General features: G+C 41.7%; 13 protein-coding genes, 1 pseudogene and 1 riboswitch. Of the genes and pseudogenes, 12 read left to right on the plus strand and 2 right to left on the minus strand.

Going from position 1 to position 13,324, the window contains the following annotated elements:
- Positions 1-2 precede the first annotated feature (2 nt).
- The 8 genes from AOQ70_RS10020 (at position 3) to AOQ70_RS10055 (ending at position 8,683) form a co-directional block, all read left to right on the plus strand.
- The gene (locus AOQ70_RS10020; RefSeq protein WP_039182991.1) at positions 3-1,622 is read left to right on the plus strand and encodes an ATP-binding protein; all 1,620 of its coding nucleotides are present in this window, start codon (positions 3-5) and stop codon (positions 1,620-1,622) included.
- The gene (locus AOQ70_RS10025) at positions 1,619-2,302 is read left to right on the plus strand and encodes a response regulator (RefSeq protein WP_008361849.1); all 684 of its coding nucleotides are present in this window, start codon (positions 1,619-1,621) and stop codon (positions 2,300-2,302) included. Before AOQ70_RS10020 ends, AOQ70_RS10025 begins: the two co-directional genes overlap by 4 nt.
- 124 nt (positions 2,303-2,426) lie before the next feature.
- Positions 2,427-3,695: a C4-dicarboxylate transporter DctP gene (gene dctP / locus AOQ70_RS10030; protein ID WP_059376060.1), complete on the plus strand. Its 1,269-nt coding sequence runs from the start codon at positions 2,427-2,429 to the stop codon at positions 3,693-3,695.
- Positions 3,696-3,893: 198 nt separating this feature from the next.
- Positions 3,894-4,916, plus strand: coding sequence for an AI-2E family transporter (locus AOQ70_RS10035; protein ID WP_039176691.1), 1,023 nt, complete (start codon positions 3,894-3,896; stop codon positions 4,914-4,916).
- A 63-nt stretch (positions 4,917-4,979) separates the two neighbouring features.
- Positions 4,980-5,113, plus strand: a riboswitch (cyclic di-AMP (ydaO/yuaA leader).
- Between the two features lie 76 nt (positions 5,114-5,189).
- Positions 5,190-6,431 carry a dicarboxylate/amino acid:cation symporter gene (locus AOQ70_RS10040; RefSeq protein WP_047201995.1) on the plus strand — a complete coding sequence of 414 codons (1,242 nt, stop codon included), beginning with the start codon at positions 5,190-5,192 and terminating at the stop codon, positions 6,429-6,431.
- A 127-nt stretch (positions 6,432-6,558) separates the two neighbouring features.
- Positions 6,559-7,485, plus strand: a complete 927-nt coding sequence (locus AOQ70_RS10045) for an ABC transporter ATP-binding protein (protein WP_059376062.1) — start codon at positions 6,559-6,561, stop codon at positions 7,483-7,485.
- Entirely contained in the window at positions 7,463-8,230 is a 768-nt protein-coding gene (locus tag AOQ70_RS10050; RefSeq protein WP_039176696.1) for an ABC transporter permease, read from the plus strand. The genes AOQ70_RS10045 and AOQ70_RS10050 overlap by 23 nt, the downstream gene beginning before the upstream one ends.
- A gap of 117 nt (positions 8,231-8,347) precedes the next feature.
- Complete coding sequence (locus AOQ70_RS10055; protein WP_008359528.1) at positions 8,348-8,683, plus strand: hypothetical protein; 336 nt, start codon at positions 8,348-8,350, stop codon at positions 8,681-8,683.
- Positions 8,684-8,780: 97 nt separating this feature from the next.
- Here the strand turns inward: AOQ70_RS10055 and fbpB are convergent, their stop codons facing one another.
- Together fbpB and AOQ70_RS10060 are read right to left on the minus strand one after the other, a co-directional pair.
- On the minus strand, positions 8,781-8,930 hold the full coding sequence (fbpB, locus tag AOQ70_RS19285) for a Fur-regulated basic protein FbpB (protein WP_065215285.1): 150 nt from the start codon (positions 8,928-8,930) through the stop codon (positions 8,781-8,783).
- A 308-nt stretch (positions 8,931-9,238) separates the two neighbouring features.
- The gene (locus AOQ70_RS10060) at positions 9,239-9,559 is read right to left on the minus strand and encodes a thioredoxin family protein (protein WP_012008983.1); all 321 of its coding nucleotides are present in this window, start codon (positions 9,557-9,559) and stop codon (positions 9,239-9,241) included.
- A gap of 184 nt (positions 9,560-9,743) precedes the next feature.
- Between AOQ70_RS10060 and AOQ70_RS10065 the strand changes: the two genes are divergently transcribed.
- The 4 genes and pseudogenes from AOQ70_RS10065 to AOQ70_RS10080 all read left to right on the plus strand — a co-directional run.
- Positions 9,744-10,826 (plus strand): D-alanine--D-alanine ligase, encoded by a 1,083-nt coding sequence (locus AOQ70_RS10065; protein WP_039176698.1) that lies wholly within the window; start codon positions 9,744-9,746, stop codon positions 10,824-10,826.
- A gap of 80 nt (positions 10,827-10,906) precedes the next feature.
- Positions 10,907-12,271 carry a UDP-N-acetylmuramoyl-tripeptide--D-alanyl-D-alanine ligase gene (locus AOQ70_RS10070; protein WP_039176700.1) on the plus strand — a complete coding sequence of 455 codons (1,365 nt, stop codon included), beginning with the start codon at positions 10,907-10,909 and terminating at the stop codon, positions 12,269-12,271.
- A gap of 18 nt (positions 12,272-12,289) precedes the next feature.
- The gene (locus tag AOQ70_RS10075; protein WP_059376065.1) at positions 12,290-12,982 is read left to right on the plus strand and encodes an alpha/beta hydrolase; all 693 of its coding nucleotides are present in this window, start codon (positions 12,290-12,292) and stop codon (positions 12,980-12,982) included.
- A gap of 127 nt (positions 12,983-13,109) precedes the next feature.
- Positions 13,110-13,324 (plus strand): annotated as a pseudogene (locus AOQ70_RS10080) (n-acetylglutamate synthase); the annotation flags it as partial.

The following is a 13,324-nucleotide window of genomic DNA, read 5'->3' on the forward strand; positions in this document are numbered from 1 at the left end:
AAATGATGAGAAATCGATTGAAATTACAACAATTATCTATTAGATGGAAGCTTACCATCCTCACATATTTCGTTGTCATTTTCGCCCTTTTAATCGGAGGGATTGTCCTTGTTGGGGGAATTCAGCAAACAGAGGAACGGGAGCTTCGAAAGAGACTCATGAACACGGCGAGAACTGTGGCTGAGATGAATGAGGTGAAGCAGGCGTTAGCTGATCAGACAAAGGAACGTGATCGATTACAGCATGCAATCGAAGAAATTCGGATTATTCAAGACGCTGACTACATTGTCGTGATGGATATGGATCATGTGAGATTAACGCATCCAGTAAAAACAAGGATTGGCCAGCGCTCAGAAGGAACAGATGAAGAGCCGGCTTTTGCAGAGCATATTTATTTCTCAGAAGCAGAGGGAGAGCTTGGAACAGCCATCAGAGCTTTTTATCCAGTGAAGGATGATCAATTTAATCAAACAGGGGTTGTGCTTGTAGGAAGAACCTTGCCAAGTATGGCAGATATATTAGGAGAAATGAAGCGGGATATCCTCATGATTCTCCTGCTGACGCTCAGCTTTGGGCTTGTAGGTTCATTTTTGCTCGCCCGCCATATTAAACAGCAAATGTTTAAGCTGGAGCCGCATGAGATTGTTAGAATGCTGGAGGAACGCACTGCAACCTTTCACTCTATTAATGAAGGGGTCATCGCCATTGATAATCAGCACATGATCACCATTTTTAATGAGAAGGCGAAGCAGATTTTTGGCGTGACAGGTGATGTCGTGGGCCAGAATATTTGGGGTGTGCTCTCTGATACACGACTTCCTGAGATCATCGATCGCGCAGAACCCGTCTACAATGAAGAAATTCATATGAGCGGAAAGAGGATCATGAGCAGCCGGATTCCGATTGTGATGAAAAAGAAGATCATCGGAGCGGTCGCCATTTTTCAGGACCGGACGGAAGCGGCAAAATTGGCAGAAGAGCTCACAGGGGTTAAAAACTTTGTGGACGGTTTGCGGGTGCAAAACCATGAGCATATGAATAAGCTTCATACGATTGCCGGGCTGATTCAGCTTGGTAAAGCCGATCAGGCGCTCGATCTAGCCTTTCAAACGACAGAGGAGCAGGAACATGTGACGGACTTTCTTCATCGCGTCATTCAGCATGATGCGGTCGCAGGATTATTGATGAGCAAAATCAGACGGGGCAAGGAGCTTGGCATCAAGGTCGAAGTAGATGAACATAGCAGTCTCCGTCATTTCCCTGAGCGGCTTGATCAGCATGATATGACAAAGCTGCTCGGAAATCTCATTGAGAACGCCTTTGCTTCGTATGATACTGTAGAAAGAGACACAAAAGTCATTTCCATTAGCATCGATCAAACGGAGGATGTCCTCGCGATTTTAATTGAAGACAATGGCTCCGGAATCGAAGAGGAATTAATTCCTTATCTTTTCGATAAAGGCTTCACACACGGCAAAGAGGGCGGAACAGGCTATGGCCTGTATATTGTAAAAACGATTATCGACAAAGGGATGGGAAATGTAGAAGTCACATCAAGCATCGGCATTGGTACCACCTTCTCAATCGAATTCCCAATGACCATAGAGGAGAGAGACAGATGACTCAGATTAAGGTGCTGTTAATTGAAGATGACCCGATGGTGCAAGAAGTGAATAAAGAATTCATTATGAGTGTTCCTGGCTTTCAAGTAGCAGCTGTCGCTGGAAATGGGGAGCAGGGCATCCAGCTGATTAAAGAGATTCGTCCAGATCTCGTGGTACTTGATGTCTATATGCCAAAAAAGGATGGCGTCAAAACGCTGCAAGACATCAGAAAACAGAAGATGCAGGTGGATGTGATTGTGATTTCAGCAGCGAAGGACAAAGAGACCATCGGCATCATGCTTCAAAATGGTGCGCGGGATTATATTATTAAACCTTTCAAATTTGAACGAATGAAAGAATCTCTTGAAAGCTATAAGGCGTTTAAATCAAAAATTCGAACCGCCGCGGAATTTTCTCAGGAGATGCTCGATGATATCATACGAAAGCCTGCTGTTAAGCAGGAAGATACTTGGCTTCCTAAAGGGCTGAATGTGCATACGATGAACGAAATTAAAGCGTATATGGGCTTGCAGGAAGGCGCACAGTCTGCAGAGGAAGTTGCCAATGCACTTGGCATTGCCCGTGTCACGGCACGCCGGTATTTAGACTTCCTCGTAAAAGAAGGCGAGCTGAAATTAGATATGCAATATGGCGGGGTAGGACGACCCGTGAATAAATATATCGTACATTCTGACTAAGAGACCAAAAAGACCAAAATGTACGATATGTCCATAAGCTTCACAGCCTTTGATGAAATCGCTATCATTTACCTACAGATAATAGTTAAGCGTTTACATCAAAGGGTGAGGGAGTTGATTTTTTATGAAAAGGCTTTTGAAAAACCTGACATTTCAGGTGATTGCAGCTGTCATCATCGGGATCATTGTCGGGATGGTGTGGCCAAACGTCGGAAAAGAAATGAAGCCGCTTGGTGATACCTTTATCAATGCCGTTAAAATGGTCATTGCACCAATTATTTTCTTAACCATTGTTCTTGGTATTGCCAAGATGGGGGATATGAAAAAGGTTGGAAAAGTTGGGGGAAAAGCATTTATTTATTTTGAAGTCGTCACGACACTTGCTCTGGTCATCGGTCTTTTTGTTGTGAATATCATGAAGCCAGGTGCAGGTCTTGACTATAGCAAGCTTGAAAAAGGGGATGTCTCACAATATACCCAAAATGGCGGACAGGGCATCGACTGGATGGAATTTGTCACACACATCGTGCCATCTAACATGGTTGATGCTTTCGCAAAGGGTGATATTTTACAGGTCTTATTCTTCTCTATTTTATTCGGTGTTGCGCTCGCTGCACTTGGCGAGAAGGGGAAAGGCATCATCGAATGGCTTGATAAGCTGTCACTCGTTTTCTTTAAAATCATTGGATATATCATGCGTGCTGCGCCGCTTGGTGCATTTGGGGCAATGGCCTATACGATCGGACACTTTGGGCTGGCATCGATTAAACCGCTCGCGAGTCTGATGCTCTCCGTTTATATGACGATGTTCATATTCATCTTTGTTGTGCTGAACATCATTTGTAAAATGTATGGCTTCAGCTTGTTCAGTTATCTGCGATTCATCAAGGATGAAATTTTGATTGTTCTTGGCACAAGCTCTTCAGAATCTGTGCTGCCAAGAATGATGGATAAAATGGAACGCTACGGTTGCTCTAAGTCTGTTGTTGGTCTTGTTATTCCAACAGGTTATTCCTTTAATCTAGACGGAACTTCAATCTATTTATCGATGGCCGTCGTCTTCTTGGCGCAAGTGTTTGGTGTAGACCTGTCAATCGGTCAGCAAATTACGATTATCCTTGTTCTGATGCTGACATCAAAGGGAGCTGCTGGGGTGACAGGAAGCGGATTTATCGTGCTTGCCTCTACACTTGCAGCATTACAGGTTATTCCGTTAGAGGGGCTTGCACTGCTGCTTGGTGTTGACCGCTTCATGAGCGAAGGAAGAGCCATCACAAACCTCATTGGTAATGGAATCGCAACAATTGTTGTCGCGAAGAGTGAAGGTGAATTTGACGAATCGAAGAGCAAAACAGCACTTCAGGAAATGCGGAATATGAAGCAGGCTGTTTAGTATAAAAACAACCAAAAACCGAAACCTTATGTTCTACATAGGTTCGGTTTTTTCTTGTGTAAAAAATAAAATCAATAAAATGACTACGAATCGTAAGACCTCGTTGACCTTTTATTATATAATTTACAGAAAGATCCGATATAATGTATATCAGATACGATGAAAAATAGACTTTAGTCCTGGCAGGTGTGTAACGTAATGGCGGCATTTTTAAAATTGTTCGAAAAACCCGGTGTTAAGCGGTTTTTAGTATTTGTAGTATTAGCCACAGCATTATATCTATTAAGAGGAATGATGAATTTAATTCTTCTGACCTTCATTTTCACCTTTTTGATGAATCGGTTAGAAGAGGTCATTAGAGGCTTTTTAAATCGCTTCCTGAAAATAGGACAGAAATCGGTCATTACTATTTTGTATATTCTTCTGGCTGGTGGTTTGACATTTGGCGGTTTCGTTTTTGTACCAATCATCGCCAAACAGGTGGAGCAGCTATTCCATTTAGGAAAGAAAATCGCAGATCATCCACAAGATTTACCCTTCTTTGACGTCATCACGAACGTATTTGGTGATTTCAAAATATCAGCTTTCTTTGAGAAAGGGTTTAATTTCCTCTATACATACTTAACTGATTTCAGCACGTTCAGTATCCAGGTCATTATGTCCTTAATATTAAGCATGTTCTTCCTGTTCGAAAAGGAACGCCTCATTCAATTTATGAACAAGTTCAAAACGAGTAAAATCTCCGTGTTCTATCATGAAATTGCCTTCTTTGGACGTAAATTTTCCCGAACGTTTGGAAAAGTACTCGAAGCACAGTTTATTATTGCAACCGTTAATTGTGTGCTAACGACAATTGCGCTAGGCATTATGGGTTTCCCGCAGTTATTTGGCTTAGCGGTCATGGTCTTTTTGCTAGGCTTAATCCCAGTAGCGGGTGTGGTTATCTCTCTTATTCCACTCAGCATCATTGCGTATACACTTGGAGGCGGAATGTATGTCCTCTATATTGTGCTGGTGATCGTGATTATCCATGCCATTGAAGCTTATTTCTTAAATCCGAAGCTCATGTCAGCTAAAACAGAACTCCCTATTTTCTTCACGTTTATTGTGCTGATCTTCTCTGAACACTATATTGGCATTTGGGGACTTATTATCGGTATCCCAATCTTTGTGTTTATTTTAGATATTCTTGAAGTTACAAATAGGGAAGAAAGTAATTAAAAAGTTCATATGAACCTGTTTACAATTTTCCGAAAATAAGGTATAAATGGTATGAAAATATCATATTACCACACGCTTAATCCTTCTAAAGGAATGGGGGACCCAAGTTTTTGGGGTGAATTTTTCTTATCTGAGAAAAAAGGACATCTCTTCGTCCTAACCCGTCAGCTAACCTCATCAGCGTGAAGAGAGTAGACAGTGGTACACGTATGGACACGCAGGCCCACGAGAAGACTCTCTCGTGGGCTTTTTGACGAGGAAGGGGAGATTTTATTGAAGCTGGCGACGAAAATTATTATTGCCTTGTTTGTAGGTGCCATCACAGGATTGCTGCTTAACCTTTTTGCTCCAAATGTATTCAAAGTGTTAAATCCTTATTTATTTACACCTCTAGGTCAAATCTTCTTAAACCTGATTAAAATGCTCGTTGTGCCCATTGTATTCTTTTCGATCACGCTCGGCGTAGCAGGCCTTGGCGATCCGAAAAAGCTAGGCAGAATCGGCGCAAAAACCATTACTTACTTCCTGCTCACTACGACTTTTGCCATCATCATTGGCATTTCATTAGCTGTATTAATCAAGCCGGGGGCTTTCGGCAATTTTGATACAAAAGCAGCTGATTATTCCGCAGAGGAAGCCCCATCAATGGCAGAAACACTACTCAACATTATTCCAACCAATCCAGTCCAATCGTTAGTTGAAGGAGATATGCTTCAAATTATCGTCTTCTGTGTATTTTTAGGTCTTGGCATCGCCATGCTCGGTAAAAAAACAGAAGGCTTGCTAAAGCTGTTTGAACAAGGAAATGAATTAATGATGTATCTTGTCGGTGTTGTGATGAAATTTGCACCGTACGGGACATTCGGTTTGATTGCAACCGCAATCGGCAGTCAGGGGCTGGATGCCATGAAAGCGATGGGACTTTACTTCTCGGTCGTGTTAATTGCGCTCATCCTGCATTTTTTCCTGACATATGGATCAACCGTTGCGATCTTAGCTAAACGAAATCCGATGGAATTCTTTAAAGGATTTTCTCCGGCGATGGTTGTTGCATTTAGTACATCAAGCAGTAACGCAGTGCTGCCGGTATCAATGGAAACAGCGCAAAAGCGTTTAAAGGTACCAGAGCCGATTTCAAGCTTTGTGCAGCCGCTGGGTGCAACCATCAATATGGATGGCACGGCCATTATGCAAGGTGTTGCGACCATTTTTATCGCTCAAGTATATGGGGTTGAACTGACGTTTGTTCAAATGCTGACGGTTGTGTTAACGGCTGTATTAGCAAGTATCGGTACAGCGGGCGTGCCAGGGGTAGGGCTCATCATGCTAGCCATGGTTTTAAATTCCGTGAATCTTCCTGTTGAAGGAATAGCGCTGATCCTTGGCATAGACCGCTTATTAGATATGGCAAGGACCGTAGTGAATATTACAGGTGACGCAGCATGTGCGGTGATTGTTTCTGAAACCGAAAAGAAGCATGAAAAAGAAGCGCCGACACCTAACTTATCACTGTAATAAGCAAGAAGGGCTGACTGGATCAGTCCTTTTTTTCATGGATTGATTTGTCTCGCGTGATATACTTTTTACAGGATGAGCGGTCGTAACTGCCGCCATAGGCTTTACATCAGAAGGAGGAACCACTTTGCAGTCTGCTGTTTTAAAAGTAGAGAAAGTCGATAAACAAATTGGCCGGAAAATGATCTTGCAGGATATTTCTATAGACATTGGGCGGGGAGAAATTGTCGGATTACTTGGCCCCAACGGGTCTGGAAAAACAACCTTGATTCGATTGATCGTTGGTTTGATGAAAAAAAACAATGGCCGCATCATGATCAATGGATATTCACAAGATGAGGACTTTCTCCAGGCGATGTCATCTGTTGGTGCGATCATAGAAAACCCAGAATTTTATTCGTATTTAACAGGCTTTGAAAACCTTGAAATGTATGCAGCGATGCACGACGGGGTGACGGAGGAACGCATTCAGGAAGTAGTGGAAAGAGTTCGCCTGGAGGATGCCATTCATCAGAAGGTCAAGACGTATTCGCTAGGGATGAAACAAAGGCTTGGGATTGCACAAGCTATTTTGCATCGGCCAAACCTGCTCATTTTAGACGAACCGACAAATGGACTAGACCCTGCAGGAATGAAGGAATTCCGGGAGCACTTGCAAATGCTCGTAAAGGAAGAAGGAACCTCGGTGTTATTTGCGACGCATTTATTGCATGAGGTAGAGGAGCTATGTGACCGCATGATCATCATTCAAAAGGGACAGATCAAAGCTAGCACTCATCTCCGTGATATGGAAGGGAAAGAGCAGGTGCTGATGAATATTCAGCCAATAGAAAAGGCGGTTTCATGGCTTGACGCACAGGAGTATACATATGAACGAGACGGAGCGCGTGTACTGCTTCAACTGAACAAAGAACGTGTGCCAGAGCTAAACAAACAGCTTGTGCTGGCGGGGTTTGATGTATTTGAAATGACGCCTCAAAAGCAATCAATTGAAGAGGCGTTTATGAAATGGACGGAAGGCGGGAAGACAGATGCTGAACCTCATCAAAAATGAGCATAAGAAAATTATGAGGAAAAAAATCACATTCATTGCTCTTGGGTTGATCGTTGTATTTCAACTAGCAATGGCTCTCACCTTGAAACGAGTCATATCAAGCTTTGGTGGACAAGACACAGTCGCAAACTATTTTGCTTATTCCACGAATGTCGTGTTTATTTTACAGGTGCTTGCTGTCGTTATTGGCGCGACCTTGATCTCAACAGAGTTTCAGAAAAGGACGATCAAGTTTTTATTGATCAGGCCAAAAACAAGACTGCACATTTTTCTGTCAAAATACATCACACTTCTGCTGACAGTCATTTATTTGTTTGTTTTTTATTATGTGTTAGCTTTTCTATTTGGTCTTATTTTCTTCGGTACTGATTTTGATGAAAGAACGGGGCAATTATTTCAGCATACGTTTGCCGTCATTGGATCTCAGTGGGTGGAAGTGGTCATGATGGCAAGCTTTGCTTTTATGTGTTCCAGTTTGTTTAGAAACAGTCTTGTTGCACTTGTGACCTCGTTTTTTGTTTTATATGCGGCGAAATCACTTGTACCGATCATGTCGCTCTTAGAAAATCAGTGGGGGAAAATCCTTCTTTTTGCGAATACGGACTTTACTCAGTACAGCTTTCAAGGACCGCCGCCTTTTCATGGGATGAGCCTTTTGTTTTCTCTATTTATAGTGGGGGCGCATTTTGTTTTCTTTGTTGGATCGGCTTGGATTCTTTTTTGGAAACGTGATGTAAATGTGTAAAAATTGTGTCAAATAACAAGAAAAATTCGTGACATCTTTGTGAAAACGAGTCTGTATTTCACGATAACCGGCCGATTTTGTCTTATAATAAGAAGGAGTCATGGAGGTGGCACTATCGTGAAAAATTTCATTACGGCTTTACCAATTTTGTTGCTGCTGTCGTTTTCGTTTGTGTCTTTTGCCTTCCAGTTTGATCATCTTGTTTATTTCAGACTAGCGCTGGGGATCTTTTCGTTAGCCGGTCTTTTCTTTCTGTATACACTTAAAAGAAACATGAAATGGTTCATGGTTTATTTATATGCGAGCTGGATCATTCTTGCTGCCGTTACAACATTTGAGGAACCAGTCTTTTCTCAATTTTTCTTCGGTGGTTTAACGATGACAATGGGTTATCTCACATATATGCTCATTTATTTAGGAATGAAGCAGGACCGTGTAGCGAAATCACATTAAAACAAAAGCCGATAAAATCGAATAACAGATTTTATCGGCTTTTTTATTTTATTGAAGCAGACAAAAGAGCAGCCAGTGATGACTGCTCCTCTTGTAGTTATGATTCACGCCCAGCAGCTGCAAGCTGCTTCTGGTGTTTTTTGTCGATGGTTTCGTATATACTTTCCATCATTTGAGGATCGCGCATGATCGCCTTTTTGTTCTCTTCAATCAATTGCTGATAGGTTTTGATCTTCTTCTTAGACATGTGACTCATCGCTCCTTTATTAGAATGACCGTCTATAGGATTTCACATAGATGAAATTGATAATCATTTTCAATTAGCAACTCCATTATACAAAGACAAATGTCATAAGTAAAGATTCAATTCAGAAAATTCACGTAACCGACATATTCCAAGCTGTATCGACGCTGCATTCTTTCCCAGGAAATAATTTTGTCATGACTTGTCGTAAGGGAAAACATCAATTTGAAACGTTTTGGCTGCGAAGCTCGTCTTATGAAGAGATTTAAAAAGAAAAAAGACACCAGCAAAAGTTTGCTGATGTCCTTCAATTAAGAAACGTGCTCTTGAAGAAACTCTGTCACTTCTTCAGGCGATTTTGCGTTTGCACTGTGTAAATGCCCTGTTTTTTCACCATTTTTGAAAATTAACAAGCTTGGAATACCCATTACCTGATACGTTTCCGCTAATTCAGGGAAATCATCTTTATTTATTTCAAACCATTCATGGTGAGCATAAGCTTCTAGGATGTCTGGAATGAACATGTCCATTCTTGTGCAGTCAGGACACCATGTTGCAAAGAATTTAACGATGACTTCTTTGTCTGATTGAATTATTTCATTGAATTGTTCAGTACTTGTGATTTTTTTCAATTTGTCACAACTCCTTTTCAATGTCATTTTAATATAAAATAAAGGCGAATGACATACAAATGCTCGGGAGGCGCTTACAACCTTTACAAATCATTTCAATTACGTAACAACAAAAATTAATTAGAGCATTTTTGCTTGAAAGTGATAAGATAGTAAAGATGAATTTTAGTGGGGGGAGTATCCATTGAAAATAAGTTTAGGATTGATTTACGGCGGAAAGTCAGCCGAACATAATGTATCACTGCAAACAGCCCTTGCAGTTACAAAAGCACTTAACACTGAGAAGTTCGATATACATCCAATTTATATTACAGAAGAGGGTGAATGGTTAAGAGGAGAAAAACTCACTGAACCAGTATCAAACGTCAAAATGCTTCAATTTGAACAGAACGCAAAGACGTTTTTACCAACTTCTTTAAATGAAAGCATGTTTCCACAGCCTGCAACGGTTGATGAGAAAATTGATGTTGTCTTCCCGTTGCTGCACGGACCAAATGGAGAAGATGGCACAATGCAAGGATTACTTGAACTGTTAAATATCCCGTATGTCGGCAACGGCGTTCTCGCGTCTGCTGCGGGTATGGATAAAGTCATGATGAAAGATGTTTTTGCACAAGCAGGACTTGCACAAGCAAAGCACCTTTCCTTCAATAAAAAAGACTTTGAGAAAGCGACAACAGAAAGCTTAGAACAGGTGGAACAAGTACTTGGCTATCCATGCTTTGTGAAACCTGCCAACATGGGATCAAGTGTTGGAATTAGCAAATGCCGCAGCAAGGAAGAGCTGCAGACTGCATTCGACCTCGCTTTCCAATATGATCGTCGTGTGGTCGTAGAAGAAGGCGTTGTTGGAAGAGAAATTGAGATTGGTGTATTAGGCAATGATGAGCCAAAATGCTCTGTCGTTGGTGAGATTGCACCTAAAACAGATTTTTATGATTACAAAGCAAAATATGAAGATGGCGATACAGATTTGATCATTCCTGCGAGTGTGTCAGAGGATGAATATAAGACGATTCATGACATGGCAATTAAGGCATTTAAAGCCCTTGATGGATCTGGTCTCGTACGTGCAGACTTCTTCCTTACAGAAAAAGGTGAAGTGTTGATCAATGAAGTGAATACAATGCCTGGATTCACACCTTTTAGTATGTTCCCATTACTTTGGAAGCACACTGGTGTAGAGTATCCAGAGTTGATTGAAAAGCTGGTGTCACTTGCAATTGAACGCCATCAAGAAAAACAAACCATTAAAACAACTTTTTAATGTGAGCAGCAAGCAGACACTATCCTTAGGTAGTGTCTCTTTTCCTTCAAACGTGAAATGAGAAAGAGAGGCGAAAAATCATGATCAAACGTACAGTGAAACAAATCGCCCAAATGGCTGGTGGAACCCTATCTAATCAAGCTTTTGGCGAAGAGCAGATTCACGGAGTGACAACAGATACACGAAAAGTATCAGACGGCGCACTGTTTATCCCGCTTATTGGAGAACATTTTAACGGTCACACATTTGCTTCAAAAGCAGTAGAGCTTGGAGCATCAGCTGTTCTATGGAATCAAAAAGAAGCCAATCCGCCAGAAGGCGTTCCTGTTATTCTTGTAGAGGATACACTAGCTGCGCTTCAACAGCTGGCGAAATCATACTTAAAAGAAGAAAATCCTCGTGTTGTCGGTATTACAGGAAGTAATGGGAAAACCACAACAAAAGACATGATTCATTCCGTCTTGCAAACAGCGTATCAAGTTCATAAAACAGACGGTAACTTTAATAATCATATCGGTCTTCCGCTCACCATTCTTGCAATGCCAGAAGGAACCGATATTGCGGTTTTGGAGATGGGTATGAGTGCAAAAGGCGAAATCGAATTTTTATCAGACCTCGCTGAGCCGGATGCAGCAGTCATCACAAATATCGGGGAATCTCATATGCAAGATTTAGGATCAAGAGAAGCCATTGCCGATGCAAAATATGAGATCGTAAAAGGCTTAAAAGAAGACGGCGTCTTTTATTACCTAGGTGATGAGCCATTGCTTCGAGAAAGATCAAGTTCACTTTCTCAGCGTGTAAAAACCTTTGGAGAAGCAGAGGACTGTGATATCAAGGTAACGCACATCAACCAGCTTGCAGAAGGAACAGAATTTCAAGTAGAAGGGTATGCCCAGGGTTTTCTCATTCCTGTATTAGGGAAACATAATGTGAAGAATGCACTTGCTGCTATTGCAATAGGTCAGCATTTTGGGCTGAATGAAAGACAAATTGCCCAAGGACTGATGCAAACGAAGTTGACAGGGATGCGGCTTGAGCTGTTTAAAACAGACAAGGGAATCACTGTCATCAATGATGCGTATAATGCAAGTCCGACTTCAATGAAAGCGGCCATTGATCTTGTGGGGGATATGGACGGCTTTGCCAACCGTATTCTTGTACTTGGAGATATGCTCGAAATGGGCAGCGAAGAAGAAACGTATCATTATGAACTTGGCCGTTACATCAAGCCAGAATTTATTGATCATGTCATGACGTATGGCCGCCTAGGTGCATTTATTGCTGAAGGAGCGAAAAAATCATTCGGGGCTGAGCACGTATTCTCCTTTATGGACAAAGAGGACCTGAAGAAAAAACTAGCTGAAGTGGCAGGGCCTGACGATGTTGTGCTTGTCAAAGCCTCACGCGGTATGAGATTGGAAGAAGTCATTACTGCACTATAAAAGTGAGAAGGTGACAGAATGATTGGCTGTTTATGTATTCACGGTTTTACTGGTGCCCCTTATGAAGTAGAACCGCTGGCACAATATTTAAAACAGGCGGCAGATTGGCATGTGCAGTCTGTCACGCTTCCGGGGCATGGGGATGAGCTTCAGTTAAAAGGCATTCTTTATCAAGAATGGATAGCGACAGCTGAACTCGAACTTCTATCTCTTTATCGGACTTGTGACACCGTGTATTTGGTCGGCTTTTCTATGGGCGGAATGATTGCTTCTTACTTAGCGGCGAAGTACCCAGTTGCCCGCCTTGTCCTTTTAAGTGCTGCGGCCAAATATGTGAACCCAAAACAAATGATGCAAGACACACGGCAGATGGTAAAGGAGTCCCTGTTAGGGATCGTTGATACAAACCCTTTATATGATCGATATCGCCATAAGCTCACAAGCACGCCGCTGTCAGCTGCGATAGAATTTATGAAGCTGGTAAAGCAAACGAAGAATTCGCTTGAGAAGCTTCATCTGCCTGTGTTAATTGTTCAAGGTGAAAGCGACGGGATTGTGCCTGCTTCAAGTGCAGAATTTATTTATCATAAAGTCCCGTCTCGCCAGAAAGAAATGTTTTATTTGCCGGATTGTAAACATCATGTTTGCCATGAGCCATGTGCCCAGCAATTGTTTGAGAAAGTAGAACATTTTCTAAAAAAAGCAATTTAATATATAGAAAAGCTAAAATGTGGCTAAACTAATATAAATTGAATCCCACTTGTTAAAATTTGCATCATTTTTGTCGAATGAGTGACAGGCCTATGGTACAATAGGAAAGAAAAGGTGGTTGATTCGGTTGTTTCAATATGACGGAAAAACCTTTGTCCCGCAGTCTAATTCGAGTAACGGAGAAGTATCAGCAGGAACCATATTTCAATATCGTCAGGACGGGAATATATTAACGGGCACATATCAAGGCGGCAGTATTATATCTGGCGTACTTGTAGGAACTGTGAATGAGGATGGAACACTTCATTTTAGATACCACCATGTAAGCAAGGACGGCGGCAT

This window comes from Bacillus sp. AM 13(2015), assembly GCF_001518755.1.
GTDB lineage: Bacteria > Bacillota > Bacilli > Bacillales > Bacillaceae > Bacillus > Bacillus safensis.